The 24,846-nt window shown below is 68.3% G+C and carries 27 protein-coding genes; 7 read left to right on the forward strand and 20 right to left on the reverse strand.

All coding sequences use genetic code 11. From position 1 onward, the window contains the following. Nucleotides 1-32: 32 nt before the first annotated feature. The 7 genes from PEM_RS03310 to purM form a co-directional block, all read right to left on the reverse strand. On the reverse strand, nucleotides 33-716 hold the full coding sequence (locus PEM_RS03310) for a DUF3108 domain-containing protein (RefSeq protein WP_005415565.1): 684 nt from the start codon (nucleotides 714-716) through the stop codon (nucleotides 33-35). A 2-nt stretch (nucleotides 717-718) separates the two neighbouring features. Further along, on the reverse strand, nucleotides 719-1,540 hold the full coding sequence (locus tag PEM_RS03315; RefSeq protein WP_005415566.1) for a DUF3108 domain-containing protein: 822 nt from the start codon (nucleotides 1,538-1,540) through the stop codon (nucleotides 719-721). Between the two features lie 68 nt (nucleotides 1,541-1,608). Then, nucleotides 1,609-2,268, reverse strand: coding sequence for a phosphoribosylglycinamide formyltransferase (gene purN, locus PEM_RS03320; RefSeq protein ID WP_065185831.1), 660 nt, complete (start codon nucleotides 2,266-2,268; stop codon nucleotides 1,609-1,611). Next, the gene (locus PEM_RS03325; RefSeq protein ID WP_111126886.1) at nucleotides 2,265-2,927 is read right to left on the reverse strand and encodes a DUF2238 domain-containing protein; all 663 of its coding nucleotides are present in this window, start codon (nucleotides 2,925-2,927) and stop codon (nucleotides 2,265-2,267) included. Before PEM_RS03325 ends, purN begins: the two co-directional genes overlap by 4 nt. Before the next feature lie 39 nt (nucleotides 2,928-2,966). Next, nucleotides 2,967-3,389 (reverse strand): hypothetical protein, encoded by a 423-nt coding sequence (locus tag PEM_RS03330; RefSeq protein WP_005415569.1) that lies wholly within the window; start codon nucleotides 3,387-3,389, stop codon nucleotides 2,967-2,969. Continuing rightward, nucleotides 3,386-3,874, reverse strand: a complete 489-nt coding sequence (locus tag PEM_RS03335; protein WP_005415570.1) for a hypothetical protein — start codon at nucleotides 3,872-3,874, stop codon at nucleotides 3,386-3,388. The genes PEM_RS03330 and PEM_RS03335 overlap by 4 nt, the downstream gene beginning before the upstream one ends. A 21-nt stretch (nucleotides 3,875-3,895) precedes the next feature. Beyond that, nucleotides 3,896-4,954 (reverse strand): phosphoribosylformylglycinamidine cyclo-ligase, encoded by a 1,059-nt coding sequence (gene purM, locus PEM_RS03340; protein ID WP_053500215.1) that lies wholly within the window; start codon nucleotides 4,952-4,954, stop codon nucleotides 3,896-3,898. A gap of 99 nt (nucleotides 4,955-5,053) precedes the next feature. Between purM and PEM_RS03345 the strand changes: the two genes are divergently transcribed. The 3 genes from PEM_RS03345 to hda are packed head-to-tail and all read left to right on the forward strand — an operon-like array spanning nucleotide 5,054 to nucleotide 8,066. Beyond that, complete coding sequence (locus PEM_RS03345; protein ID WP_032953985.1) at nucleotides 5,054-6,193, forward strand: DUF2066 domain-containing protein; 1,140 nt, start codon at nucleotides 5,054-5,056, stop codon at nucleotides 6,191-6,193. Next, nucleotides 6,190-7,359, forward strand: a complete 1,170-nt coding sequence (locus tag PEM_RS03350) for an AI-2E family transporter (RefSeq protein ID WP_053500214.1) — start codon at nucleotides 6,190-6,192, stop codon at nucleotides 7,357-7,359. Before PEM_RS03345 ends, PEM_RS03350 begins: the two co-directional genes overlap by 4 nt. Beyond that, nucleotides 7,359-8,066, forward strand: a complete 708-nt coding sequence (gene hda / locus PEM_RS03355; protein ID WP_053500213.1) for a DnaA regulatory inactivator Hda — start codon at nucleotides 7,359-7,361, stop codon at nucleotides 8,064-8,066. Before PEM_RS03350 ends, hda begins: the two co-directional genes overlap by 1 nt. 204 nt (nucleotides 8,067-8,270) lie before the next feature. Here the strand turns inward: hda and murU are convergent, their stop codons facing one another. The 4 genes from murU to PEM_RS03375 all read right to left on the reverse strand — a co-directional run bounded on the left by murU (nucleotide 8,271) and on the right by PEM_RS03375 (nucleotide 11,900). Then, nucleotides 8,271-8,981 (reverse strand): N-acetylmuramate alpha-1-phosphate uridylyltransferase MurU, encoded by a 711-nt coding sequence (gene murU / locus PEM_RS03360; protein WP_111127011.1) that lies wholly within the window; start codon nucleotides 8,979-8,981, stop codon nucleotides 8,271-8,273. Next, the gene (locus tag PEM_RS03365; RefSeq protein ID WP_119706065.1) at nucleotides 8,978-10,003 is read right to left on the reverse strand and encodes a phosphotransferase; all 1,026 of its coding nucleotides are present in this window, start codon (nucleotides 10,001-10,003) and stop codon (nucleotides 8,978-8,980) included. Before PEM_RS03365 ends, murU begins: the two co-directional genes overlap by 4 nt. A gap of 64 nt (nucleotides 10,004-10,067) precedes the next feature. Beyond that, entirely contained in the window at nucleotides 10,068-10,337 is a 270-nt protein-coding gene (locus tag PEM_RS03370; protein ID WP_005415577.1) for a GlsB/YeaQ/YmgE family stress response membrane protein, read from the reverse strand. A 69-nt stretch (nucleotides 10,338-10,406) separates the two neighbouring features. Beyond that, entirely contained in the window at nucleotides 10,407-11,900 is a 1,494-nt protein-coding gene (locus tag PEM_RS03375; RefSeq protein ID WP_088496714.1) for a M20 family metallopeptidase, read from the reverse strand. Between the two features lie 199 nt (nucleotides 11,901-12,099). Here PEM_RS03375 and PEM_RS03380 point away from each other — a divergent pair, with 199 nt between their 5' ends. From PEM_RS03380 to PEM_RS03395, 4 genes are all read left to right on the forward strand, one after another. Beyond that, entirely contained in the window at nucleotides 12,100-12,426 is a 327-nt protein-coding gene (locus PEM_RS03380; RefSeq protein ID WP_032953992.1) for a helix-hairpin-helix domain-containing protein, read from the forward strand. A 352-nt stretch (nucleotides 12,427-12,778) separates the two neighbouring features. After that, nucleotides 12,779-13,870, forward strand: a complete 1,092-nt coding sequence (locus tag PEM_RS03385) for a L,D-transpeptidase (protein ID WP_111127811.1) — start codon at nucleotides 12,779-12,781, stop codon at nucleotides 13,868-13,870. Between the two features lie 17 nt (nucleotides 13,871-13,887). Further along, a complete protein-coding gene (locus PEM_RS03390) occupies nucleotides 13,888-14,613 on the forward strand; it encodes a murein L,D-transpeptidase catalytic domain family protein (RefSeq protein WP_065185834.1) in 726 nt (241 codons plus the stop codon). Between the two features lie 34 nt (nucleotides 14,614-14,647). Then, nucleotides 14,648-15,253: a HutD family protein gene (locus tag PEM_RS03395; RefSeq protein ID WP_111127813.1), complete on the forward strand. Its 606-nt coding sequence runs from the start codon at nucleotides 14,648-14,650 to the stop codon at nucleotides 15,251-15,253. 116 nt (nucleotides 15,254-15,369) lie between these two features. Here PEM_RS03395 and PEM_RS03400 read toward each other — a convergent pair whose 3' ends face one another. From PEM_RS03400 to PEM_RS03440, 9 genes are all read right to left on the reverse strand, one after another. Further along, the gene (locus PEM_RS03400; protein WP_111127814.1) at nucleotides 15,370-16,974 is read right to left on the reverse strand and encodes a sulfite reductase subunit alpha; all 1,605 of its coding nucleotides are present in this window, start codon (nucleotides 16,972-16,974) and stop codon (nucleotides 15,370-15,372) included. Next, nucleotides 16,971-17,942 carry an FAD:protein FMN transferase gene (locus tag PEM_RS03405; protein ID WP_111127895.1) on the reverse strand — a complete coding sequence of 324 codons (972 nt, stop codon included), beginning with the start codon at nucleotides 17,940-17,942 and terminating at the stop codon, nucleotides 16,971-16,973. Before PEM_RS03405 ends, PEM_RS03400 begins: the two co-directional genes overlap by 4 nt. Nucleotides 17,943-17,994: 52 nt before the next feature. Next, complete coding sequence (locus PEM_RS03410) at nucleotides 17,995-18,798, reverse strand: DUF4198 domain-containing protein (protein ID WP_095376991.1); 804 nt, start codon at nucleotides 18,796-18,798, stop codon at nucleotides 17,995-17,997. A gap of 121 nt (nucleotides 18,799-18,919) precedes the next feature. Further along, nucleotides 18,920-19,438 (reverse strand): DUF2271 domain-containing protein, encoded by a 519-nt coding sequence (locus PEM_RS03415; RefSeq protein ID WP_111127815.1) that lies wholly within the window; start codon nucleotides 19,436-19,438, stop codon nucleotides 18,920-18,922. 40 nt (nucleotides 19,439-19,478) lie between these two features. Next, complete coding sequence (locus tag PEM_RS03420; RefSeq protein WP_111127817.1) at nucleotides 19,479-20,117, reverse strand: PepSY-associated TM helix domain-containing protein; 639 nt, start codon at nucleotides 20,115-20,117, stop codon at nucleotides 19,479-19,481. A gap of 169 nt (nucleotides 20,118-20,286) precedes the next feature. Beyond that, a complete protein-coding gene (locus tag PEM_RS03425; RefSeq protein WP_111127818.1) occupies nucleotides 20,287-22,707 on the reverse strand; it encodes a TonB-dependent receptor in 2,421 nt (806 codons plus the stop codon). 145 nt (nucleotides 22,708-22,852) lie between these two features. After that, nucleotides 22,853-23,254, reverse strand: a complete 402-nt coding sequence (locus PEM_RS03430; RefSeq protein WP_111127820.1) for a hypothetical protein — start codon at nucleotides 23,252-23,254, stop codon at nucleotides 22,853-22,855. 164 nt (nucleotides 23,255-23,418) lie between these two features. After that, nucleotides 23,419-24,096, reverse strand: a complete 678-nt coding sequence (locus PEM_RS03435; RefSeq protein WP_053496849.1) for a Fe2+-dependent dioxygenase — start codon at nucleotides 24,094-24,096, stop codon at nucleotides 23,419-23,421. 10 nt (nucleotides 24,097-24,106) lie between these two features. Next, nucleotides 24,107-24,826 carry a tetratricopeptide repeat protein gene (locus PEM_RS03440; RefSeq protein WP_111096446.1) on the reverse strand — a complete coding sequence of 240 codons (720 nt, stop codon included), beginning with the start codon at nucleotides 24,824-24,826 and terminating at the stop codon, nucleotides 24,107-24,109. Between the last annotated feature and the right edge of the window lie 20 nt (nucleotides 24,827-24,846).

Raw genomic sequence — 24,846 nt, forward strand, 5'->3', positions numbered from 1 at the left:
TTCCCGTTGGGAAGGGATCCGACCCCGGGCGCTCAGTTCATCGCCTTGATGGTCAGGTCCAGCGCATCGCGGCCGCTCTCACGCTGCAGCATGCGCGCCGGCACCGGGAATTCCGGCACGATCCAGGCGATCAGCTCCTTGTTGCCGTCGGCACGCGAGACCTTGGTGGCCTCGTAGCTCTTGCCGCCCACGGTGATCGATTCCTTGCCGATCACGCGGTAGGTCATGTTCTTGATGCGGCCTTCGTCGACCATGCGATAGGTCAGCGGCTTGCCGGCGGCCAGGTCGCGGGCGATCGCCAGATTGATCAGCAGCGCGTCCATGTCGCCCGTCTTCAACGCGATGGGGCCCGCACGGTCCGGCTTGATGTCGCCGGTCCAGGTGGCCTGGTTGCTGGTCCAGTTGTAGTTGGCCTGCACATTGCGCTTCTTCACCAGCAGGGCCGAACGGTCCTGGCTGCTGAGCGGGCGCAGCTGGCCGCGCACCTCTTCGAATACGGTGCTCTGGCTCAGGTCGGCCAGCTGGTTCTTCACCTGCAGCGTGTAGCGCCACTTGTTGGCTCCCTCGCTGCTCAGCGTCATGCTGCCATTGGCCTGCATGCCCATGTAGCTGGCCAGGTAATCGGCCTTGAATGGCTGCAAGGCCATGGCCGGCAGGCTGGCCACCGACAGTGCGGCTGCAGCGATCCAGGTGAGGGGGCGGGTCAGGGTGCTCATGCTCAGACTCCTTGGTACTCGATCAGGCGCAGATCGACGCGGTCTTCGCCGTCTTCGCGTTGCAGGATGCGCACCGGGGTGGGGACACCGTTGGCGATCCAGAGGATGGTTTCGTTGTTGCCGCCGTTGGTCCGGTAGACCCGCAGCGCGTTGTAGGACAGGTCGCCGACCTCGACGTTCTCGGTCTGCGGCGCGGCCTGGTAGTCGTGCTGGCGGACCTTGCCCATGTCCACGTAGCGGTAATGCATGGTGGCGCCCGGGCGGGCATCACGCATGATCGCCAGATTGATCAGCAGCGCGCTCTGGTCGCCCGGCTGCAGCGGGATCGGTTGCGCACGTTCCTTCTTGACGTCGCCGCTCCACTGCGCGGTGCCGGCCTGCCAGTTGTACGTGCCGACCGCCTTCTTGCCCAGGAACAGGCCCTTGCGCACCGTGCTCTGGCTGAGCGGCGCATAGACGCCGCTGCGCTCTTCGAACACCGTGCTCTGTTCGATGTTCAGGCCCAGCACGCTGGCAAAGCCGCGGCGGCCGACCACCTGCATGTCCACCCGCCACTGGTTGCCGCCGGTGTGGGTGACCTGCATGCTGGCGTCGCCGGCCTCCTTGCCTTTGTAGAAGGCCTGGTAGGTCGCGGTGAACGGCTGCAGCGGCGGCGGCTCCCAGGCCAGCGCCGGCGGCATCGGCACGGCCGGTTCCGCAGGCGGTTGGACTGCAGGCGCCGGCTGCGCAGGGGCCGCAGGCGCTTGCACCTGGCCCCAACCCACGCCGGGAAGCACGACAAGCGACAGCAGCAATGAAGTGGACAGCAGGGTCGTGGTCTTCATGGAGGACAGGAACTGCAGGAGGGGGGCAGGATGCCAGCCCCGCAGTCAGCGGGGCGTGTGCGTGGGCGTTACCGGTTCAGGTTCCCGGCGGAATCTAGGGCCAGTGGGCTAAACAGGGGGTGACCGTCCAGGTGCGGCTGCCCCTCCCGTTCAGTCAGGCGGCCGGCGCACAGCAGCTGGAGGGTGGCGATCAACAGGGGATGCTCCACCGCCAGCACGCGCGCGGCCAGGCTGTCGGCGTCATCGCCGGGCATCACCGGTACCCGTACCTGGGCCAGCACGGCGCCGGCATCCAGTTCGGGAACGACCAGATGCACGCTGGCCCCGTGCTCGGCATCGCCGGCGTCCAAAGCCCGCGCATGCGTATCCAACCCTTTGTGCAGTGGCAGCAGGGAGGGGTGGATGTTGACCAGGCGGCCATTGAAGCGCTGCACGAAGGCGGCGCCGAGAATGCGCATGTAGCCGGCGCAGACGATCCAGTCCGGCGCGGCCGCGGCCAGTGCATCGCCCAAGGCCTGCTCGTAGGCGGCGCGGTCGTCGAATTCCTTCGGCGCATGTGCCCAGCGCAGGCTGGCGCCGACCCGTTGCAGCGCGGCGGCGGCCGGGCGGTCGGAGAACACGCCGACGACCTCGGCGGGCAGGCGCCCGGCCGCGATGGCATCGAGGATGGCCTGCAGGTTGCTGCCGCGCCCAGAGGCGAGCACCGCGATGCGGGTGGGCGCGGTCATTGCGCGGCACTCCGGCGGATCAACGGCCAGCTCAGCAGGCTGCCCACGGTCGCCAGCAGCATGTCGGCATGGGCGTCCCACATGTCGCCCTGCTGCCCGTTGTAGGCCTCGGCGGCGTCCGGCGACAGGGCCAGCGCGATGGCCCACTCGAACCACTCGTAGACCAGGCTGGCGCACATCACTGCCATCACCGCCAGGGTGAAAGCCTGGCCGCGGCGCAGCGCCGGCCAGGCATGGCGTGCCAGCTGCAGCAGCGCAGGCGTGAAGCAGACGCCGAACAGGAAGTGGATAAGCCGGTCGAAATGATTACGCTGCCAGCCAAACGCCGCATTCGGCGACCAGCCGGTCAGCGCCTGCGCCCATGCGTCGTAGGGCACGTTCGAGTACAGCCAGCGCGCAGCCACGCAGTGCAGTGCAATGAAGCCGCAGATCGCGATGAAGGCACCGTTGCCCAGCCAGCCACCCCGGCGGTCGACCCATAGCAGTGCGGCCAGCCCGATCACGGTCAGGGTGCTGTGCAGGGCCTGCTCGATGGGCCACAGCGGGTGGATCCAGCTGATCGCGAACACCGCCAGCACGGCGGCGAAGGCCAGCTTCTTGGGGCCCGTGAAACGGGAAGCGGCAGGCGAGGCGGTCGTGGAGAGGGCAGGCGCGGACATGGGCAGTCGATCAGGGGAGGGAGGCGTCTGCCGGCAAGCTCAGACGCTGAGATGGTCGCCACGGTCGAACAGTGCGGCCATGTCAGGCTTGGACAGAAACACCCAGGCATAGGCGGTCAGGGCCATGCCCAGCGGGCCAGCCAGTACCGCCAGCCAGGCCGCGCGCTGGCACCAGGCCAGCCCGGTGCGGCGCGACAGCAGGCGTGCGGTGTGCAGCTGCACGACGCCAAGCGCGGCCGCCAACAGCGAAATGACCCCGTACACCGTGGCCAGTACCGCGCCATCGGCCAGCCCGCGTGAGCTGGCGACCAGGCCGATGAAACCGAGGAACGCCAGCGCGGCCATCCAGTGGAAAACCGCCAGCGCGTAGAACAGCACCTTCAGCGTCTGCAGGTGGCTGGCCAGCTGCAGTTGCGCCAGGGTCTGCTGTGGTAGCGGCGGTGGTGCGCCGGGTGTCGTCATGTCGTTGCACCCCTTGCATCGAAGGCGGCCTTGACCTGCGGGCGCAGCAGCGTAACCAGGGTGAATACCCCCAGAACGGTGCCCAGCGGCGCGCACAGGCAGAGCAGGCCGGCCACGATCAGGCACAGCAGGTGGCGACGACGCTGGGCCAGGCAGCGTCCGGCCTGGATGACGAATGCGGCCATGCCCAGGCCACCGGCGACGAACACGGTCCCCAGCACCGTGAACACCCAGCCGAACAGGCGCTGTTCGGCCGGCGACGAGGGCTGGCCCCCGGAGTTCATCGGCAGATGGCCGCTCAGCGCACTGATGCCGAGCACGATGTACAGAATGAAAAACAGCGAGAGCAGCGCGATCAGGCCACCGAACACATAGTGCGCGATGGACAGCGCGCGCAGGTGGTCGGCGTCCTGCCTGCTGAAGACCGGCACGGCCGCCAACGGCGGCGGTACCGGGGTGGGTGCCAGGGGGGGCGTTGCGTCCATGCGGGCTCCTCGGGGTCGGGTTCAGCCGATGCGGACGCGTTCGGCGCCTTCGGCGGTGACCACCTGGCCGATGGTCCAGTGGTCCAGGCCCTGGGCTTGGACCGCCTCGGACACGGCAGCGACCTGCTCCGCTGCCACGATCAGCACGAAGCCGATGCCGCAGTTGAAGGTGCGCCACATCTCGCTGTCGGCGACCGCGCCTTCCTTCTGCAGCCACTGGAACACTGGCGGCAGGGTCCAGGACGAGGCCTGGATGTCCAGGCCGAGGCCATCGGGCACCACGCGGATGATGTTCTCGGTCAGGCCGCCACCGGTGATGTGGGCCATGCCGTGGATGGCATCGCCGTGCGACTTCAGCAGCGACAGGATCGGCTTCACGTACAGGCGGGTCGGTGCCATCAGCGCGTCGACCAGCTTCACGCCACCTTCCAGTTCCAGATCGGCCGGGCGGCCGGCGCGGTCGTAGATGCGGCGCACCAGCGAGTAGCCGTTGGAATGCGGGCCGGACGAGGCGATGCCGATCAGCACGTCGCCGGCGGCCACGCTGGCGCCGTCCTTCAGCTCGCTCTTCTCGACCGCAGCCACCGTGAAGCCGGCCAGATCGTACTCGCCCGGGGCGTACATGTCGGGCATTTCAGCGGTTTCACCGCCGATCAGCGCGCAGCCGGCCTCGGTGCAGCCGTTGGCGATGCCGCCCACCACCGCCGCGGCGGTATCGACGTCCAGCTTGCCGGTGGCGAAGTAGTCCAGGAAGAACAGCGGCTCGGCGCCCTGCACCAGCACGTCGTTCACGCACATCGCGACCAGGTCGATGCCGATCGTATCGTGGCGGTTCAGTTGATGGGCCAGCTTCAGCTTGGTGCCCACGCCGTCGGTACCCGACACCAGCACCGGCTCGCGGTACTTGTTGGACAGGTCGAACAGGGCGCCGAAGCCGCCCAGACCGCCCATCACTTCCGGGCGGAAGCTGCGCTTGACCAGGGGCTTGATCCGCTCGACCAGCGCGTTGCCGGCGTCGATGTCGACACCCGCGTCACGGTAGGTGAGGGGGGAGGGGGCGGAAGACGGGGTGTTGGTCACGGGCGTCGGCGCTGGCAGGGGTTGAACGGGCGATTTTAACAGGCCGCATTGGCGCAAAGGCCGTATTCGGGCAACAATTCCCCCGGATTCGTCGAGCCAATGGATGTCCTGATGCGCCGCAGCCTGATTCTGACCCTGCTCCTTGCACTGAGCCTGCCGGTGGCCACGATGGCCCAGAGCGGCCTGCGCACCGAGGGAGATGTTGCCACCGCCTCGGGTGCGTACGAGGCCGAAGTGCCCGTCAACAGCCAGGCCGAAGCCGATCGCAACGGCGCCCTGGCCCGTGCCCTGAGCGTGGTGCTGGGCAAACTGTCCGGCGACCGCAACGTGATGTCCCGCCCCGGCGTGGTGCAGGCGCTGCGCAACGCCAAGGACTACGTGGCCAGCTACGACTACAAGCAGGACCAGAGCGTGGGCGCCAGCGGCGCGCCGAGCTTCAGGACCCTGCTGGTGGCCCGCTTCCGCGAGGATGACGTCGACTCGCTGGTCTCGGCGCTGGGCCTGCCGCTGTGGCCGCAGCCGCGGCCGAAACCGGTGGTGTGGTTGGCCGTCGACGACGGCAGTGGCCCGCGCCTGGTCAGCGTGCAGCAGGCCAACGCCGCCCGCCCGCTGCTGAACCGCGCCATCGAGCGGGGTTACAAGCTGGGCCTGCCCAGCGGCGGTGCCGCCGAACAGGCGCTGGCCGGTGCCATCTGGCGCCAGGACAGTGCCGCCGTGGCCCGCGCCTCGTCACGCTACTCGCCGCCGATGCAGCTGATCGGCAAGCTCTACCGCGCCAACGGCGGCTGGCAGGCGGACTGGGTGTTCGTCGACAACGGCCGCGAGCTGAACAAGTGGACCAGCAAGGACGCCAACGCCATGCGTGCGATGGCCGCCGGTGCCGATGGCGCCGCCGACGCGCTGGTCAAGCGCTATGCCAAGGCGGGTGCCGCCGTCGGTCAGGCCGGGACCTACCGCGTGGTGGTCACCGGCATCAACAGTGCCGACGACTACCTGCGCCTTGCCGCCGGCCTGCGCGAGGTGCCGGTGGTGCGCAACGTCACCCCGCTGCACGCTTCGGCCGGCCAGCTGGAGCTGAGCCTGGAGATGACCACCGGCCTGGCCGGCTTCAACCGCATGCTGGGCGACAATGGCGTGCTGGTGCCCAGCGCGACGCTGCCGGCCCTGCCGACCCCGATCGATGACACCACCGGTGCCCCGGTGGCCGCGCCGGTCAGCAACGAGTACCGCTTGCGATGACCCTGACCCCGGAAGCCGAAATCGCGCAGTTCCTGCGCCGCCTGAAGTACATCCTGTTCGCCGGCCTGGTCGGCTGGGTGGTGTGGCTGCTGGCACCGATCCTGACCCCGTTCGTGCTGGCGCTGGCGCTGGCGTGGCTGGGCGATCCGCTGGTGGACCGCATCGAGGCCACCGGCCGTTCGCGCATGACCGGCGTGGTGCTGGTGTTCGCTGCGATGGTGCTGGTGATCGTGGCGCTGCTGCTGGTACTGGTGCCGATGATCGAGCGCCAGATCACCACCCTGATTGCGGTCGCGCCGCAGGCACAGGCGTGGCTGATGGAGAAGGGGATCCCCTGGTTCGAGCAGAAGACCGGCCTGGAAGTGATGCAGTGGCTGGATCCGGACCGCCTGATCGAATGGGTGCGCAGCCACTGGCAGCAGGCCGGCGGCTTCGCCACCACCTTCATGGGCTACGTCTCGCGTTCGGGCTTTGCGATGGTGACCTGGGTGGTCAACATCCTGCTGCTGCCGATCCTGGCGTTCTACTTCCTGCGCGACTGGGACAAGCTGGTCGAGCGGGTGGCGTCGGTGATTCCGCGCAACCACATCGGCACCATCAGCGCGTTGGCGCGCGAGTCCAACGAGGTGCTGGGGGCGTTCATCCGCGGACAGTTCCTGGTGATGCTGGCGCTGGGCGTGATCTATGCCGGCGGCCTGTCGCTGGTCGGCCTCAAGCTGGGCCTGCTGATCGGCCTGATTGCCGGCCTCATCAGCTTCATCCCATACCTGGGCGCGACCACTGGCGTGCTGATGGCGGTGATCGCGGCACTGGTGCAGGCGCAGGGCTTCGACCTGAAGCTGCTGATCCTGGTGGGCGTGGTGTTCACCGTGGGCCAGCTGCTGGAAAGCTACGTGCTGACCCCGCGTATCGTCGGCGACAAGATCGGCCTGCACCCGGTGGCAGTGATCTTTGCGGTGATGGCCGGCGGCCAGCTGTTCGGCTTCCTCGGCATGCTGCTGGCGCTGCCGGTGGCGGCGGTGACCAACGTGCTGCTGCGCTATGCGCATCAGCGCTACCGCCAGAGCGAGCTGTACGTGGGCGAGAAGCCGGCGATCGTGCTTGATGGCGTAGTGGACGCCCCCCATATCATCGTTCCGAACGACAAGGGCCCCGACCTGAAGTGATGGGTGTGCCGCAACTGCCGCTGGCCCTGCATTACCCGAGGGACCAGCGCCTGGAGACCTTCATCGGCGCGCCGGACGGCGCGCTGGCGCAGCTGCGCGCGATCGCGGTTGGTGCCAGCCACGACTGGGTCTACCTGGAAGGTGCGGCGGGAACCGGCAAGACCCACCAGGCGCTGGCGATGTGCTCCAGCGCCGAGCAGGCCGGGCGCCTGCCGACGTACGTGCCACTGGCCAGCGCCGCCGGCCGCGTTCGTGCAGCGCTGGATGGGCTGGACGCACGCGAACTGGTGGCGCTGGACGGGCTGGACGAGGTTGCCGGCAATCGCGAGGACGAGATCGCGCTGTTTGATTTCCACAACCGCGCGCGCGCTGCAGGTGTGACCGTGCTGTACACGGCGCAGAAGGCGCCGGGCGAGCTGGGCCTGGTGCTGCCGGACCTGCGTTCGCGCCTGGGCCAGTGCGTGCGCGTGCTGCTGCAGCCGCTGGATGAGGAAGGTCGTGCTGCGGTGCTGCGCGAGCGTGCACTGCGACGTGGCCTGGCCATCGATGAAGCGGCCATCGAATGGCTGCTGTCGCACACCGGCCGTGAGCTGGGTGGATTGATCACCCTGCTGGACTGGCTGGACCGCGAATCGCTGGCGGCGAAGCGGCGGATCACCGTGCCGTTCCTGCGCCAGGTGCTGGAAGAAGGCCGGCCCCGCTACTGAGGGTGGGGTTTGTTTGCAGGGCTGCGCCCTGCACCCGCGGTAGTGCCGGCCGCTGGCCGGCAGCTTCAACAGCAACGTCAAAAGCTGGCTTCCTGAGGGGAGGCGGGGTGGCTCAGGTTGCGGGGGGGACTTGCAGCGTCCCCTGCATGGCCCACCCGCCCGGCCAAGCACGCGATCCGCTTTACGCGACCAACCACGAGGGGCTCAGCCGTTCGCCGCCAGCTCCACATCCAGCGCGCGCAGGCGATCCACGGTCCCGACATCGGTCCAACGCCCCCGATGGTGCTGCCCCGTCATCAACCCCTGCGCCATGAAATGCTTCTGCAGCGGCACCACCGAGAACCTCGGCGGCAGCCGCTCGCTGCCCGGCGCATCGCCGATCACCGCGCGCCAGTCGGCCACGATCGAGGGGCGGTACACGCCGATGCCGGCATAGGTCAGGCATGGCCCTGCGCGGTCGTGGTGCAGCAGGCCCTGTGCATCCAGCCGATAGTCACCGTTCGGGTGCTGAACCGGATTGTCGACCAGCACCAGGTGTGCCTGGCCCTGCGGCTCGCGCGGCAGCGTGGCGAAATCGAAATCGGTCCAGATATCGCCGTTCACCACCAGGAACGGGGCATCGCCCAGCACCGGCAATGCGTTGAGGATGCCGCCGCCGGTTTCCAGCGGGGTCTGCCCTTCGTAAAGGAAATGCAGACGCAGGCCCCACTGGCTGCCATCACCCAGCGTCGCCGGGAACTGCTCGGCCAGCCACGCGGTGTTGACCACCACCTCGCGCACGCCGAGCGTTGCCAGGCGCTCCAGGTGCCAGACGATCAGTGGCTTGCCGGCCACTTCCAGCAGCGGCTTGGGTGTGTGCAGGGTCAGCGGGCGCATGCGCTCGCCGAGCCCGGCGGCAAAGACCAGCGCCTTCATCGGGCCACGCGCATCGGTGCGCCCAGTTCGGCCAGCGCCGGCTTGATGCGGCTTTCCAGCAGCTGCTGCAGAGGCGCCAGCTCGCGATAGCGTGGCAGCACTTCATCCAGATAGCCGATGAAGCGCGGTGCGTCGTCCAGGTAATGGCCCTTGTTGTCGCGGTAGCGCAAGCGGCAGAACAGGCCGAGGATCTTCACGTGGCGCTGGATGCCCATCCAGTCGGCATCGCGCAGGAAGGTGGCGCGGTCGGGCACCGGCAGGCCGGCGTCGCGCGCGCGTTCGTGGTACTGCGCCAGCCACTCGTCAACGCGCTGCAGCGGCCAGCTCAGGAAGGCGTCCTTGAACAGGCTCACCGCGTCGTAGGCGATCGGGCCACGCACCAGGTCCTGGAAATCCAGCACCGCGGGGCCGTCGTCGACCGGCATCAGGTTGCGCGGCATGTAATCGCGGTGGGTCATCAGCTGGGCCTGGCCCAGCGCGTTGTCCATCAACCGGCGATGTACCAGCTGCAGCCCCTCGAGCTCACCGCAGTCCAGTTCCAGGTTCAGGTGACGCTGCAGGAACCATTCGTCGAACAGGCCGGCATCGCGCTGCAGCAGCGCTTCGCCGAACTGGCCGAAGTCGGCCGGTACCGGAATCGCCTGCAGGCGCAGCAGCTGTTCGATCGAGCGGCCGAACCATTCATCGGCGTTGCGCGCGTCGAGGATCCTGGCCAGGGTCGGGCCGCCGAGATCTTCCAGCAGCAGGAAGCCGGCCTCCAGGTCCTGCGCCAGCAATGCAGGCACGCGCAGGCCGTGGTCGTGCAGCAGGCCGCGCATGCGCAGCCACGGCCGCGGATCTTCCAGCCCCGGTGGGGCGTCCATCACGATGTGGCTGCCACGGGTGCTGGTCGTGCGCCAGTAGCTGCGCATGCCGGCATCGACCGAAGCGCGCTCGACCACCGCGCTGGCATCGTCGAGCTGGGTACGGGCCCACTGCAGGCGCCGCGCGCTGCGCTGGGGATCGGAGGCGGGTTCGGTCATGCGGGCATATCCGGGGGCGCTGGGCGCGCCAACGTCGGGAACAGGAGGGGAAGGAGGGACGGGGTCAGCGGCGGCCGCTGAACAGGCGCAGGACGGCCAGCACGGCCACCGCGCCCACTACCGCACCGAGGAAACCGGCCGGTTCGCCGGGGGCGTACCAGCCCATGTACTGGCCGAACCAACCGGCCAGCAGTGCACCGAGGATGCCCAGCACGATGGTCAGCAGGCAGCCCATGCGGTTGTTGCCGGGCATGAAGAAACGCCCGAGCAGGCCGACGAAGAAGCCGACCAGCAGGATGTACAACCAGCTGCTGCTGCCGAACAGACCATTCATGCGCGCGGATTCCGCTTGAGTGTGGACGCAGCCTAGCAAGGCCAGGCTGCGTCCGTCACCGGTGCCGGATCAGCAGCAGCCGTGGTCGCCGTGGCGGGTGCCGCTGTCGGCAGCCACCGGCGAACCGCTGGTCTCGCCACGCAGGCTGGCGGCGTAGTGCTCGCTGATCACCTTGGACACGCAGGCGGTGACCTTCTTGCCCATCGGGATGTGCAGGAACTCGTTCGGGCCGTGCGCATTGGAGTGCGGGCCGAGCACGCCGGTGATCATGAACTGCGCACCCGGGAACTTCTCACCGAGCATGCCCATGAACGGGATCGAGCCGCCTTCGCCCATGTACATTGCCGGCTTGCCGAAGAAGGCCTGGCTGGCATCGTCGATGGCCTGGGTCAGCCACGGCGCCATGGCCGGGGCGTTCCAGCCAGTGGAGGCCTTTTCCAGGTCCAGGGTGACCTGCGCGCCGTTCGGTGGGTCGCGCAGCAGCGCTTCCTTCAGCAGCTCGCCGCAGGCCTTGCCATCGGCGGTCGGCGGCAGGCGCAGCGACAGCTTCACCGAGGTCTGCGGGCGCAGCACGTTGCCGGCCGATTCCAGCGGCGGCATGCCGCCCACGCCGGTGACCGACAGGGCCGGGCGCCAGGTGCGGTTGAGCACCAGTTCGGTCAGGTCCTCGTTCATCGGGCGCAGGCCGTCGACCATCGGGAACTTCTCGAAGATCTCGGTATCGACCACTTCGGCCGCGCGCTTGGCCTGTTCCAGGCGTTCGGCCGGGATTTCGACGTTCATGCCGTCGATCAGGATGCGGCCGGTGTCCTGGTCCTCGATGCGCGACAGCAGCTGGCGCAGCAGGCGGAAGCTGGACGGCACAACGCCGGAGGCATCGCCGGAATGCACGCCTTCGTTGAGCACCTTCACGGTGAAGTTGCCGCCGGTCAGGCCGCGCAGCGAGGTGGTGCACCACAGCTGGTCGTAGTTGGCGCAGCCCGAATCCAGGCAGACCACCAGCGAGGGCTTGCCGATGCGCTCGGCCAGGTGGTCGACGTACGCCGGCAGGTCGTAGCTGCCGGACTCTTCGCAGGCCTCGATCAGCACCACGCAGCGGGCGTGCGGCAGGCCCTGGGCCTGCAGCGCCAGCACCGCGGCCAGCGAGCCGAAGATGGCGTAGCCGTCGTCCGCACCGCCGCGGCCATACAGCTTGTCGCCGCGAAGGACCGGCGTCCACGGGCCGAGGTCGTCGTCCCAGCCGGTCATTTCCGGCTGCTTGTCCAGGTGGCCGTAGAGCAGGATGGTGTCGTCGCCGGTTTCGGCGCCGGTAGCCGGAATTTCCAGGAAGATCAGCGGGGTACGGCCTTCCAGGCGCACCACTTCAACCTTCAGGCCGGGCAGCTGCTGGGCCCTGGCCCAGTTCTCCATCAGGGTGACCGCCTGTTCCATATAGCCGTTCTGCACCCAATTGGCGTCGAACATCGGCGACTTGTTGGGAATGCGGATGTAGTCGACCAACTGCGGGACGATTTCGCTGTCCCACTTGTCATTGACGAATTGGCCGAGCTTGGCGCTGTCCATCTGAAACTCCGGTTGCATGGGCTGATCCGGCCATTCTACGCCTGTGCCACGGGTAGGGTTTTTCCTACATCACGTCGGGTATTTGGCTGGCTTACGGAAATCCGGGAAACCGATAGGCTGTGCACATGTGGTGACGGACACTGTTCCTGCCGACGGGATTGCCGGTCGGGGCGGCCAGAATCACAGGGAGATACACGTCGTGCCTTGGAGTGTCGTGTTGAGGGCACTGGTGCTGGTAGTGGGGATCGCTGGGGCGCATGCCGCCGAACCGATCGACATCAACCGCGCCGATGCCCAGGCGCTGCAGCAGGGATTGACGATGGTCGGAGCCGCCAAGGCCGAGGCGATCGTCGAGCACCGGCGCAGACACGGCCCATTTCATCGCGTCGAGGACCTGGCGCAGGTGAAGGGGATAGGGAAAGCGATCGTCGAACGGAATCGACAGCGGATCACCGTAGGCAACAGGTTGTTGCCGGCGGATCCGGTACCCGGATCGGTACCGGTGCGGACCGTACCCAGGCGCTGACAGCAGGAATCGTCGGAACCGGCAGGAGGCTGGTTCAGCGGTCACGGACAGGACGGCCGTGACCACCGACCGCCGCAGGATGCGGCACCAATCACCAGGATGGTGGCATCACAGACCTGTGGAAGGGGCTGAGATACAAACAGGACAGACGCGGCCGCGTGCAGGATGCAACGCTGCCCCCACAGCGCAGGATGCGAGGGGGCGGCAGCAGGCCGACAAGGACGTAACGATTGCCCGGTACGACACATGGCTGTGTCGCCGGGCAGTTTCATTTCCGGCGCCTGGTTTTGCCGCGGCCACCACGGGCCTATGGTGTACGGTGGCTGCACCGCATGGAAAGGACCCCCGCTGGATGCTTCCGCACCGCCCCACCACCCTGATGCTCGCCCTGGCACTGGCACTGGCCCTGCCGCTGCTGGCCCATGCCGCTGCGCCGGCACCGGCTGCCAAGCCCGCAGCTGCCACTGCCGGCACCGCCGAAGTGCGCGGGCCGACCGACCTGAAGCCGGGCGAATACCTGTGGCATCCGGAAATCTCGCCGACCGGCCCGATCGTGCTGGTGGTCAGCCTCGATGAGCAGCGTGCCTACGTCTACCGCAACGGTATTGCCATCGGCCTGACCACGATCAGCTCGGGCAAGGCCGGGCACGAGACACCGACCGGTGTGTTCACCATCCTGCAGAAGGACAAGGACCACAAGTCCAACCTCTACAACAGCGCGCCGATGCCGTACATGCAGCGGCTGACCTGGGACGGCATCGCCCTGCATGGCGGCAGCCTGCCCGGGCATCCGGCCTCGCACGGCTGCGTGCGCCTGCCGCAGGCCTTCGCGCAGAAGCTGTTCAGCGAAACCCAGCGCGGCGATACCGTCGTGGTGGCCGATGCCAAGAGCTCGCCGATGACCCTGGCCTATCCGTCGGTGCTGGCACCGGTCAATGCACGCGGCCAGGCCCTGCCGGAGACGGAGGGTGGGGCGCCGGCACAGGCCTGGTGGAACGACAGCGCGGCGCCGGCCGGGCAGGTCGGCATCCTGGTCAGCCTGCACGACCAGCGCCTGTACGTGCTGCGCGATGGCGTGATGATCGGCGAGTCGCCGCTGAAGGCCGACGCGCTGCCGGCCTTCCAGGGCACCACCCTGTTCGTGATGGGGCAGGGTTTCAGCGATACGCCCAGCCCGCTGGACGCGAACCAGCGCCTGCACCAGTGGACGGCCTACCCGTTGCTGGGCCAGGACCGCGCCCAGGCCACGCCGGACCTGCTGGCCACGCCCTCGCTGCCGATGGCGCTGCCGGCCGAGTTCGCCCGCCAGCTGTACCGGGTGCTGGTGCCAGGCACGACCCTGCTGGTCACCTCGCTGCCGGCGGTCCGCCCAAGCCCGGCTGAATCCGGAATGCAGCCGGTCTTGGAATCCGAGCCGCCAGGGTCCACCCTCAAGGGCAACTGAGTCCCTTCGTTGTGCCCATGACTGCATCCCGCCTGTGCCGGCTGGCCGCGTTCGGCCTGCTGGCGACCTCGGCCAGCGCCCCGGCGCTGGCACAGACGCCCGCCCTCGCCACCAGTGCCGAAGATCTGGCTGCCTTGCTGTCGCGCAGTGCGCCCAAGGCCGACCGCCACGTGTTGCAGCTGGCGGCGCGCGCCATGCGCTGTGCGTTGCAGCGGCCGGAGCTTGGCATCAACGGTGACCGACTGAGCGTTATCGATTACTCGCGACCGTCCACCGAGCCGCGCCTGTGGGTGTTCGACCTGGCCCACCAGCGCCTGCTGTTCGAGGAATGGGTGGCGCATGGCCGCAACAGCGGCGAGAACCGCACCGAGCACTTCTCCAACCGCGATGGCAGTTTCATGTCCAGCCTCGGCGCGTTCACCGCGCAGGAGACCTACATGGGCGGCAACGGCTATTCGCTGCGCCTGGCCGGGCTGGAGCCGGGCTTCAATGACCGCGCGCGTGATCGCGCGATCGTCATCCACGGCGCGCCGTATGTGAACCCGGCCACCGCGCAGCTGCAGGGGCGGCTGGGCCGCAGCCTGGGCTGCCCGGCGGTGCGCCTGTCGGTGGCCAAGCCACTGATCGATGCGTTGCGTGGCGGCACGATGGTGTTCGCCTATTACCCCGACCAGGACTGGTTGAAACACTCGCAGCTGCTGGCCGGCGGGTGCGGCGGCCAGGGCACGCTCGCCACGCGGTGATGCACGATGGCGCGCGGCGTGATGCAATGCGCCGATGAACGTCGACTCCCTGCTGCACACTCCGAGCCAGGTCATCTCACGCCTGGACTACCGCCGCGAACGCTGGCGCAACGGCCTGGGCTGGACCCGCGAGATCCTGCGCCTGCCCGCGCAGGGCGACGACTGGGCGCTGCGCCTGTCGGTGGCCGAGATCGAGCAGGACGCGGCGTTCTCCGCGTTTCCCGGTGTGGAGCGTGAGCTGGTGCTGCTGCAGGGCAATGGCGTGCGCCTGCGCTTCGAGGATGGCCGCGTGGCCGAAGTCCTGCCGCCGCATGGGCGCGTGCGCTTTGCGGGCGAGGAAACGCTGCACGGCGAACTGGTCGACGGCACCACCCACGACTTCAACCTGATGTGGAAGCGCGACCTGCTGCAGGCCGAACTACTGCATCGGCCGCTGGTGGGCTCGATGTTCTTCTTCTGCGAACCAGGCGTGGCCTGGGCGCTTTACCTGTTGGCCGGTCATGCCGAATTTGGGGCTGACAGCGGTCTGCCGCCGATGCACGCTGGCGATACCGCGTGGTTGGCGGCCGGTGAACGGCAAAGGCATGCGTTGCAGGGCGGGGGCGAGTTGTTGGCGATCAGGGTGAGTGCGGCGGGATGATTCCTGGGCGCCGGTGGGTACCATCCACGCATGGCGTGGATCTACTTGCACTGCGGTTGCCACCCTGCCTGGACACGCGGTTCAGTAGATCCACGCCATGCGTGGATGGGGCAACCTCAATACACATCGCGCCGGTAACGACCGGCCAGCAGTAGCGCTTCCTTGTCCGCAGTCCCCAGCACCTGCTCGATCACCGCATCCACCGCCGGGGCCATGCCCTGCAGGCTGCCACAGACCAGGATCGTCGCGCCTTCATCCACCCACTGCCGCAGTGTTGCTGCTTCGGCCAGCAGGCGGTCCTGCACATAGCGATGCACACCGCCATCGCGGCTGAACACAGCATCCAGCCGCGCCAGCGTGCCGTCGGCCAGCATCGCCTGCAGCTCTTCGCCGAAATGGAAGTCATGCGCGGCGGTGCGCTCGCCGAACAGCAGCCAGGTACGGCGCGCGCCACTGCGTACGCGTTCGTGCAGGTGTGCGCGCAGGCCGGCGATGCCGGTGCCGTTGCCGATCAGCAGCAGCGGTACCTCGGCGGCGACGCCATGGAAATTGTCGTTGCGGCGCAGGCGCAGTTGCACCGGTTCGCCAAGTGCGGCGTGGTCGCACAGCCAGCCGCTGCCGATGCCGGGTGTTCCATCGGCGCGTAGCTGGCGACGCAGCAGCAGCTCCACCGCGCCGTCGGCCATCACCGAGGCGATGGAGTACTCGCGATGCGGCAGCGGCTGCAGGGTCGCCAGCAGCGCGGGCAGATCGCCCGGGGGGACCAATGAAGGCAGGTGCGAGTGCGCGACGCGTGCCAGCAACGTCTGCCCGTCATCCAGCACCCTGTCCGCATCGAAGCGCTGTGCGTCCAGCCAGGCACGCACGGTGTGCGACGCATGCTGCGGGCCGATCTCGGCGATGTCGCCGGCCTGCCACTGCACATCTGCGCCGGCCGGTGGCCGCAGGCGCAACCAGTACACTGGACCGCCGGAGCTGCCCGGGTTCAGATGTTCGCGCTGCAGCAGCGTCCACGGCTGGTATTCGGCCGGGCTCCAGTCGGGCAGTTCACTGGCGCCACCACCGAGTTGTCCCAGCAGCTGTTGCCAATGACGCAGCGCTGCCGGATCGGCGTTGTCGACCTCGATCACATCGAACAGCGCATGCGCGCCGTGCTGCCGCAGCCATTGGTCAAGCTGGTGGCCGAATCCGCAGAAGTGGCCGTAGCTGCGGTCGCCCAGCGCGAGCACGCCGTAGTGCAGGTGCTGCAGTGAAGGCGGCGAGACCATGACATCGCGCAGGAACGGCAGCGCGTGGTCAGGCGGATCGCCCTCACCGGTGGTGCTGGCGATGAACAATGCACGCTGGCTGCCGGCCAGCAAGGCGGCGTCGACCTCATGCAGACCGCGCACGCGCACCGGCACGCCGGCACCACGCAATGCCTCGCCACTGCGTTCGGCCAGCTCGCGGGCAAAGCCGGTCTGGCTGGACCAGACCAGCAGGAGGGGCGCGGTGTCTCCGGTTGCGACATCGTCGCGCGCGCGCCCACTCCACCACAGTACAGCGCAGGCCAGCGCATACAAGGCCGTGGCGAGTGCCGCGATCTGCGAGTGTCGAATCGGTGGCGCGCCCTGCCACCATGCCTCACCGAGATGCAGGCGCAGCAACGCCCCGCCGATCAGCGCCAACAGGAGCAGGGCCAGGGTGTTGCCGAGCCACGCGCGCGACCGGCGTCCGCTCATGCGCCCTGCTCGTCAAGAAGACGCTGGAAGGCGCTGCTGAGGAACTCCTGTGGGCCGCCTGCAGCGCGCTGCAGGTAGCGCGCCGCCAGGCCTTCGCGCTCGGCCAGCGCCATGCCCTGGTCGCGACCGAGTACGGTCAGCGCGGTTGCCCAGGCATCGGCGTGCATCGCATCGCCGGCCACCACCGTGACTGCCGCAGCGACCTGGCGCACCGGCCTGCCAGTACCCGGATCGAGGCTGTGGCTGTAAGCCTCGCCATCGGCGTGGTACTGGTGCCAGCGATCGCCGGAGGTGGCCACCGCCCGGCCATCCAGTGCCAGCACGCGAGGCGGGGTGTCGGTCCGCGCATCTTCTTCCGGTGCGGACTCCACCAGCACGCGCCACGGCTGGCCATCCGGTTTGCGGCCGTAGCCGGCCAGCTCGCCGCCGACTTCGATCAGCGCTGCCGCAATGCCTTGACCACGCAGCCAGGCAGCCACGTGATCGACGCCGAAGCCCTTGGCGATCGCAGAGAGATCCAGTTGCAGTCCGCCCGGCTGCTGCAGCGCATCGCCGCGCCATTGCAGGCGCTGCCAACCGCAGCGCTCGCGCGTGGCCTGCAGGGTAGCGTCGTCGGGCGGGCGGCGTTCGCCGGCGTGTGCACCGAAGCCCCACAGCGCAACCAGCGGACCGATGGTGGGATCAAAGGCGCCGCCACTGGCGGCAGCGATGGCCTGTGCGCAGGCCAGAACGTGGCGGGTCTCGGCCGGCAGCACGCACCATTGGCCCGCGTTGGCGCGGTTGTAGCGACTCAGGTTCGAGCCGGGCTCCCAGGTGCTCATCTGCGCCACCACCGCATCCAGCCGCGCCTGGATGCCGGCATGCAGTGGGTGCAGGTCGCGCTGGCGCGGCGCGACCAGCGACACGCTCCAGGTGGTGCCCATGGTGGTGCCGCCGAGGTGGGCGATGTCGAGCTGGGGATCAGTCATGGTGATGCGTCGTGGCGGCGATGCCGGGGTGTGCCCGGCATCGTGGTCCACATCACTGCGGCAGCACTTCCAGCGTGGCGACGTAGCTCAGGCGGCGCTTGGCGGCCTGCTTCACCGAGGTCTTGTTGTCTTCGGTGCCGGTTTCCAGCCAGTACATGCCGGCTTCCGGCCAGGTCACCTTGATCTCGCCCCTGGCGTCGCTGGTGAGCTTCAGTTCGTCCTGTGCGTTGCGGTAGCGGGTGGCGCCCCGCACGATCTCGAACTCCAGGCCAGCGGTCGGCTTGCCATCGACCAGCACGCGGAAGGTGGCTTCCTCGCCGGCGAACAGGTCGTTCGGGTGGCCAACAGCGACCAGCTCGATACCCCGGTTGGTCGGCTTCAGGGCGGTATCGTTCGGTGCACCGTTGGTGACGAAGGTCTCCACGCGGCCCACCGACTGGCTCAGTTCCAGCTTCTTCGCGTCCTTGGGCAGTTCGCCAAGAGTCGCCACGCTGCCGCGCCAGCGCTTGCGCTCGCCGTTCTGCTCGTAGGTGGCGAACAGGCCGTCATTGACCGAGGCGATGCGGTAGGTGCCCGCCTGCTTCAGTTCGATGTCGAACACGCTGCGGTACTTGCCGGTGGTCGCGTTCTGCGGCAGCACGGTGCTGCCGTCCGGCGCGGTGATCACCAGCGATTCCAGTCGCAGCGGCACGTGGTTGAAGTAGAACAGGTCGTTGGAGACCGCACCGTCGACGGTGATCCACGGTGCGTTGCCGGCGATCACGGTCTGCGAGGGCAGCAGCCAGGCCTTGTGGGCCAGGGCGGAGAAGGGAAGGGCAGCGGCCAGGGCGGCGGCGAGGACGAGCGTGCGCTTCATGCGGAAGACTCCAGTTGGAAGGGGTCGGATCCCTTTCCAACGGAAAGGGCTCTGATCCCGGGGATGTGGCGATGGGGTCAGAGCCCTTCCTGTGGAAGGGATCCGACCCCGGCTCAGACAATTACGGTTTGACGGACAGGGTGACCTGACCCAGTTCGGTGGCGCCCTGCGCCTTGCCGTTCTGCGCGGCGGTGGCCGGCCAGGTGAAGGGGATCTTCAGCAGTTCGCGGCCGCCGACTTCGCGCACCGCCTCCACCACCAGGGCGTAGTTGCCCGGGGCCAGCTGCTTCAGTGCCGGCTGCCTGTCGCTGAACGACAGTGCGTGCCTGCCGGCCGGGCGGGTCGGGCCGGTCACGCCGTCCACCGGCACCTGCAGGGTACGGCCACTCTTGCGCCACCACTGGCGCAGGTCGGGCAGCCACTTGGTGCCGTGGCCCTCGCTGTTGCTGGTCTGCTGGTACCAGACCGACAGGTTGGCCGCGACCTTCTGGTCGGCGCCTTCCAGCCACACCGCCACATACGGGCGGTGGTACTCGGCCACGTTGAGCCTGGGCACTTCGACGTTGATGTCGAGGGTGGTGGCATAGGCCGGCGAGGTGGCCAGCAGGCCGCTGAGGGCGATGGTCAGGGTGACGCGCATGGGGCGGCTCCGGAGGAACGGATGGAATTCACGGTGGAAGTCAGTGGATCAGCAGCAGGGCGATCAACAGCGGGATCATCAGGCCGAGGCCGACCAGCGGCCAGGTCATGCGCCGTTGCCGCGCATGCAGGTGCAGCAGGAACAGGCCGGTGATGCAGAACACCAGGCAGGCCACGGCGAACAGGTCCAGGAACCATCCCCACGCCGGGCCTGCGTTGCGGCCCTTGTGCAGGTCATTGAGGTAGGAGACCACGCCGCGCGAGGTCGATTCGTACTCCACCGCGCCGGTTTCGCGGTCGATGCTCAGCCAGGCGTCGCCACCGGGGCGCGGCAGCGACAGGTAGATCTCCTCGGCCGACCACTCGGCCGGGCGCCCACCGATGGCGATGCCCAGCTGCGTGTCCAGCCATTGCCGGGCCGGGCGCGGAATCGGCGCGTTGCCGTCCTCGCGCGTGCCCAGCTGGCCCAGCAGCGCGGCCGGCAGTTCCACATGCTGGTTCTGCACCTCGGGCTTGGCCTCGATCTTCGCGGCATGGTTAAGAGTCAGGCCGGTCACCGCGAACAGCAGCATGCCGATCAGGCACACCGCCGAGCTGATCCAGTGCCACTGGTGCAGCGTCCGCAGCCAGAAGCCACGGTTCTGTTGCTGCTGCACGGTGGAAGAGGCAGGACGGCTCACGGCACGGTTCGAAGCGGACGGGGACTGCCCATTACATCATTGATGAGAATAGCTCGCAATTGCGTGTCGTTCTGTATCCCGGAGCAGGCATTCCGGGGTGCCGGCCAGCGGCCGGCACTACCGATCGGTAGATCCACGCCATGCGTGGAGCAGGAGCAGGGCGCGGCGATCAGAACTTCGCGTTCAGCGAAATCCAGTAGCTGCGCCGCTGGTCCTTGGTCGCATAGTCGTCCACGCAGTTGAATTCGCTCTGGCTGATCAACAGGCACGACTGCGAGACGAAATCCTTGTCGAGCAGGTTGTTGACCCGCGCGTTCACCGTCAGCCAGGGCGTGGCCTTCCAGCTGCCACCGAGATGGAAGATCGTGTAGTCCTCGTAGTAGCGGGTGTTGCTGGCGCCGTTGGCATCCAGCAGCGTGTCGCGGTAGCGGTCGTAGCGGCCCTCACCGATCAGCGACAGGCTGACCGCTTCGTTGATCTGCCAGTTGAGGCTGGCGTTGGCCATGTGTCTTGCCGGCATGGTGCCGCTGATCGGCAACCCCTTCTGTGCGCCACTGGTCTGCTCACTCTTCGTCCAGGTGTAGTTGCCGCGCAGCTGCAGAGTGTCGAGCAGGTCGACATGCGCGGCCAGTTCGGCACCGCGGGTCTCGGCCTTGTCGATGTTCACGCTCTGGGTGAAGGTGCTGTAGCCCAGTGCCGCCCAACCCGGGCCGATGTCCACGCAGTAGCCGCTGCCGGCGCGCGCCACTTCGCAGTTGGGGAAGGTGCCGCCGCTGGCGATCTTGTCTTCGAACGTGTTGAAGAAGCCGGTGACGTTGAAGCCCCAGCGCTGGCCCTCGTAGTAGGCGGCCAGCTCGTAGTTGGTGCTGGTTTCAGGCTTGAGGTTCGGCGAACCGACCAATGGCAGCACGCCCTGACCACCGAAGCCGGTGATGCCCGGGAACAGCTGGTCCGGTCGCGGGGTCTTGTAGCCGGTGCTGACGCCGCCCTTGAAGGTCCACGCATCGCTGGCGTTCCACACCAGGTAGCCACGCGGACTGACGTGGCTGCCGAACACGTTGTGGTCGTCGTAGCGCAGGCCGAAGGTGGCGGTGAGGGTGTCGGTCAGCGCCCAGTTGTCCTCGGCGAACAGCGCCCACATGCGGTGCTTCTGCCTGGTGTTGCTGCGGTAGCCAGCGCCATCCATGCCGAACACGCCATCGACCATGTCAGTGTTGTTGTACTGGCCACCCACGGTCAGCTTGTGTGCGCCGAAGTCCAGGTCGAGCATCGTGTCGAGCAGGTAGCCTTCCAGCTCCATGGTGCGCAGCGGGCGCGGCAGGAACGCCTGCAGGCGCGCCATCTCGCTGGGATGGAGTGCGGCCAGCGCATTGCCACGGCCGGCCGCGCAGTTGTTGGAAGCGCCGGTGCGACGGCAGACGTCATTCCACAGCGCCTGCAGGTTGGCACGCTCGTCCAGGGTCAGCGGCAGAGAACGGCCGAGATTGCTGCTCTTGCTGTGGGTCAGCGAAGTCTGCCAGGTGCCGAAGCTGTAGCGGCCCTGGTGGGTCAACGATAGCTGATCGCGCTCGTAGCGCTGGTAGGCGGTGTAGCCCACGCGCGGCTGCACCACACGGCGGGTGACGGTGCCGCTGCCGTTCGGGTTGGGGATCACCGCATTGCCGACGCGCCACAGGCTGGCCAGGCTGTCGAGGGTGCCGGTCTGGCCTTCGCTGTTGTCGTATTTCTGCCGCGACACGTCGTAGTCCAGCCACAGTTCGTGATCGTCGTTGATGCGGAAGTCCAGGCGCACCCCGGTATTCCAGTTGGTGTTGGCGACCGACTTGCCGCCACCGCCGAAGCCGATGCTGCGCTCCCACGGCGTACCGTCGGGAAGGGTCAGTGCATCCCATTCCGGGTTCGAGGCCTTGGCATCGTAGTAGCTGCCGCGTACCGCCAGGCTGAGGCGATCCTTCAGCAGTGGGCCGCTGAGGTAGAGGTCGGTGGTGCGCGCATCGCCGAACTGGTCGTCCTGCTGCACGGTGAAGCCTTGGGTCACCGAGCCGTGCCAGCTGTCCTGGTTGCGGCGGGTGATGATGTTGATGACGCCGCCCATCGCGTCCGAGCCGTACAGCGTGGACATCGGCCCGCGCACGACTTCGATGCGTTCGATCGCCTCCAGTGGCGGCAGGTAGGCGAACTGGCCGCCACCGAAGTTGTTCGGGTAGATCTGGCCGACATTGCTCTGGCGACGGCCGTCGATCAGCACCAGGGTGTACTCGGACGGCAGGCCGCGCATCGACACGGTGGCGCGGCCGTTCTTGTCGGTCGCTTCCAGGCCCACGTCGATGCCTTCGACGTCGCGCAGCGCATCGACCAGGCTGGTATACGGGCGCTTGCTCAGTTCCTCGCGGCTGACCACGCTGATGCTGGCCGGGGCATCGATCACCTTCTGTTCGAAGCCGGAGGCAGTGACCACCACCTTGTCCAGCGTCTGCGGTGCGCCGGCGGCGTCACCGTGGGCGAAGGCGGGGCTGGCGAAAGCCGCCAGCACGGCGCTGGTCAGCAGGGTACGGGACAGGGACGAACGGACACGATGGCGCTGGGCCATGGCAGTTACCTCGAAGGATGCAGGGTGGCGCGATGCCGTGCGCGAAGGGCGCGGCAGGCACGGAAGGCCCGGTCAGGGGCGGCAGGGATGAAGCAGACAGTGGCGTGCAGGCGCGACCGCGCAGGCGGTCACGCCAGGCCGTGGATCAGGCGAGCGGCGGCGCCTGGCCGCGTTGCTGGCGGCGCCCGGGCGCATCGGCCCAGGGCGTGTCCGGAGCGGCCAGCGGCCAGTCCGGGCGCACGCCGGGCATGGCCGGCGTGGCGGGTACGAGTTCGAGTTCAGTGCGCAGCCAGTGGCTGGCCAGCAGCAACGGCGGGTGTGGCTGCTCGGCCGCTTTCACCGGGGTGGCGGCACAGCGGCGCAGCTTGGCCGGCGCCTCTTCCTGCAGGGGGCTTTCGCCACCGCGCTCTTCCAGCGGCATCTGCATGGCCATTCCGGCCTGGGCCTGTGGCAGCAGTGGCAGGGTGCCCAGCAGCAACGCCAGCATCGCCACCCATGCCAGCAGGCTGGCCAGCGCCGGACGCTGGCCGCGCATGGCGGTGCCCATCTTGCGATGGATGAGTGGGCGAGGGCGAAGCGGACGCAGCAAGCAGGGGTCCCCAGGGGTCTGCCGGCAGCGGCCGGCATCAACGGGGCGTGATTGTAATGAGAGCCGTTAGCTGTTGCAAATGAGAATGATTGCCAAAATATCGCAGGCCGGCCCGGCAAGGCTCAGACTTCGCTCCAGCGCCGCAAAAGGTTGTGGTACACGCCGGTCAGCTGCAGGATCGCCTCGGCGTCGCCGCCGGTCTGCCGCAGGCGCTCGATCGAGCCATCCATTTCCCACAACAGGCGGCGCTGCACGTCGTCGCGGATCATGCTCTGCACCCAGAAGAAAGAAGCCACGCGTGCGCCACGGGTAACCGGCCGCACCTGGTGCAGGCTGCTTGACGGGTACACGACCAGGTCGCCGGCCGGCAGCTTCACTTCGTGCTCGCCGTAGGTGTCGCTGATGATCAGCTCGCCGCCTTCGTACTCCTCGGGCGCGGACAGGAACAGGGTGCAGGAGATGTCCGAGCGCAGCTGCTCGCCATTGGCCAGGTTCATCACCGCACCATCGACGTGGTAGCCATAGGCGCCGCCACCACTGTAGCGGTTGAAGCGCGGCGGCAGGTACTTCAGCGGCAGCGCGGCGCTGAAGAACAGCGGGTGCCGGGCCAGCGCGACGAGGATGATCTCGCCCAGTTCGCGGCGCAGCGGGGAAGCCTCGGGCAGCTGCTGGTTGTGCTTGGCCTGTGCGCCCAGATGGCCGACGGTCTCGCGGCCATCGGTCCAGTCGGCGTCGTCGAGGCGGCGCCGGAAGCCGGCCACCTGGTCGGCGCTGAGAATATCGGGGATGTGCAGCAGCATGCGGAACTCCTCAGAGCGACGGTGGCGCGACCAGGGCGCGCACCTGGGGATGCGGCGATGCGGCCAGCTCCGGCACGATGTGCGCCATGAACGCCGGGCTGCCGTGCGCCAGTGCAAGCTGCAGCCAGTGCACCGCCTGCTCGACCTGGCCGGCCTGCAGCAGGATCGAGGCATAGTTGGCCTGGCCGCGGAAATCACCGGCCTCGGCCGCGCGCTGGTACCAGGCCAGCGCCGCCTGCGGATCGGGTGCGGTATCCAGCCCGTCCTCGAGGTGGCGGGCCAGCAGGTTCATCGATTTGGCATGGCCCAGGTGCGCGGCACGGGTGTACAGGGCCAGTGCCTGCGCGCGGTCCTGGGTCACGCCGCGGCCGGTGGCCAGCAGGTTGGCCAGGTTGTACAGGCCCCAGTCCAGCCCGGTGTCGGCCGCACGCCGGTACCACACCGCCGCCAGTGCCGGGTTGGCCGTGGTGCCCTGGCCCAGCTCATGGCAGCGGCCGAGCATGTTCATCGCCATCGGCGCGCCGTTGTTGGCGGCGGTTTCGTACCAGAGCAGCGCGGCCGAGGCGTCCTGTGCGGTGCCTTTGCCTTCCATGAGCATCTGCGCGAGCAGCAGTTGTGCCTCGACCTGTCCGGCCTGCGCGGCGTCGCGCACGCGTGCGAACGCGGCCTGCGGATCGTGCTGCAGCAGCTCGGCCAGGGCGTCGCTGTCGATGGGAGTGCGGGTAACCATGGGGTGAGTATCGCCGGAAA

The sequence above is a fragment of the Stenotrophomonas sp. Pemsol genome, from assembly GCF_003586545.1.
Lineage (GTDB): Bacteria > Pseudomonadota > Gammaproteobacteria > Xanthomonadales > Xanthomonadaceae > Stenotrophomonas > Stenotrophomonas sepilia.

Excerpts from the sequence above, each read along its gene's own strand:
- PEM_RS03405 (WP_111127895.1), bottom strand. The coding sequence starts at position 17,942 with ATGACTGATCCCCAGCTCGACATCGCCCACCTCGGCGGCACCACCATG.
- purN (WP_065185831.1), bottom strand. The coding sequence starts at position 2,268 with ATGACCGCGCCCACCCGCATCGCGGTGCTCGCCTCTGGGCGCGGCAGC.
- PEM_RS03350 (WP_053500214.1), top strand. The coding sequence starts at position 6,190 with ATGACCCTGACCCCGGAAGCCGAAATCGCGCAGTTCCTGCGCCGCCTG.
- PEM_RS03410 (WP_095376991.1), bottom strand. The coding sequence starts at position 18,798 with ATGAAGCGCACGCTCGTCCTCGCCGCCGCCCTGGCCGCTGCCCTTCCC.
- hda (WP_053500213.1), top strand. The coding sequence starts at position 7,359 with ATGGGTGTGCCGCAACTGCCGCTGGCCCTGCATTACCCGAGGGACCAG.
- PEM_RS03335 (WP_005415570.1), bottom strand. The coding sequence starts at position 3,874 with ATGGACGCAACGCCCCCCCTGGCACCCACCCCGGTACCGCCGCCGTTG.
- PEM_RS03415 (WP_111127815.1), bottom strand. The coding sequence starts at position 19,438 with ATGCGCGTCACCCTGACCATCGCCCTCAGCGGCCTGCTGGCCACCTCG.
- PEM_RS03325 (WP_111126886.1), bottom strand. The coding sequence starts at position 2,927 with ATGTCCGCGCCTGCCCTCTCCACGACCGCCTCGCCTGCCGCTTCCCGT.
- PEM_RS03400 (WP_111127814.1), bottom strand. The coding sequence starts at position 16,974 with ATGAGCGGACGCCGGTCGCGCGCGTGGCTCGGCAACACCCTGGCCCTG.
- PEM_RS03435 (WP_053496849.1), bottom strand. The coding sequence starts at position 24,096 with ATGCTGCTGCACATCCCCGATATTCTCAGCGCCGACCAGGTGGCCGGC.
- PEM_RS03425 (WP_111127818.1), bottom strand. The coding sequence starts at position 22,707 with ATGGCCCAGCGCCATCGTGTCCGTTCGTCCCTGTCCCGTACCCTGCTG.
- PEM_RS03385 (WP_111127811.1), top strand. The coding sequence starts at position 12,779 with ATGCTTCCGCACCGCCCCACCACCCTGATGCTCGCCCTGGCACTGGCA.
- PEM_RS03390 (WP_065185834.1), top strand. The coding sequence starts at position 13,888 with ATGACTGCATCCCGCCTGTGCCGGCTGGCCGCGTTCGGCCTGCTGGCG.
- murU (WP_111127011.1), bottom strand. The coding sequence starts at position 8,981 with ATGAAGGCGCTGGTCTTTGCCGCCGGGCTCGGCGAGCGCATGCGCCCG.
- PEM_RS03310 (WP_005415565.1), bottom strand. The coding sequence starts at position 716 with ATGAGCACCCTGACCCGCCCCCTCACCTGGATCGCTGCAGCCGCACTG.
- PEM_RS03365 (WP_119706065.1), bottom strand. The coding sequence starts at position 10,003 with ATGACCGAACCCGCCTCCGATCCCCAGCGCAGCGCGCGGCGCCTGCAG.
- PEM_RS03315 (WP_005415566.1), bottom strand. The coding sequence starts at position 1,540 with ATGAAGACCACGACCCTGCTGTCCACTTCATTGCTGCTGTCGCTTGTC.
- PEM_RS03375 (WP_088496714.1), bottom strand. The coding sequence starts at position 11,900 with ATGGACAGCGCCAAGCTCGGCCAATTCGTCAATGACAAGTGGGACAGC.
- PEM_RS03430 (WP_111127820.1), bottom strand. The coding sequence starts at position 23,254 with ATGGGCACCGCCATGCGCGGCCAGCGTCCGGCGCTGGCCAGCCTGCTG.
- PEM_RS03345 (WP_032953985.1), top strand. The coding sequence starts at position 5,054 with ATGGATGTCCTGATGCGCCGCAGCCTGATTCTGACCCTGCTCCTTGCA.
- PEM_RS03440 (WP_111096446.1), bottom strand. The coding sequence starts at position 24,826 with ATGGTTACCCGCACTCCCATCGACAGCGACGCCCTGGCCGAGCTGCTG.
- PEM_RS03330 (WP_005415569.1), bottom strand. The coding sequence starts at position 3,389 with ATGACGACACCCGGCGCACCACCGCCGCTACCACAGCAGACCCTGGCG.
- PEM_RS03395 (WP_111127813.1), top strand. The coding sequence starts at position 14,648 with ATGAACGTCGACTCCCTGCTGCACACTCCGAGCCAGGTCATCTCACGC.
- PEM_RS03370 (WP_005415577.1), bottom strand. The coding sequence starts at position 10,337 with ATGAATGGTCTGTTCGGCAGCAGCAGCTGGTTGTACATCCTGCTGGTC.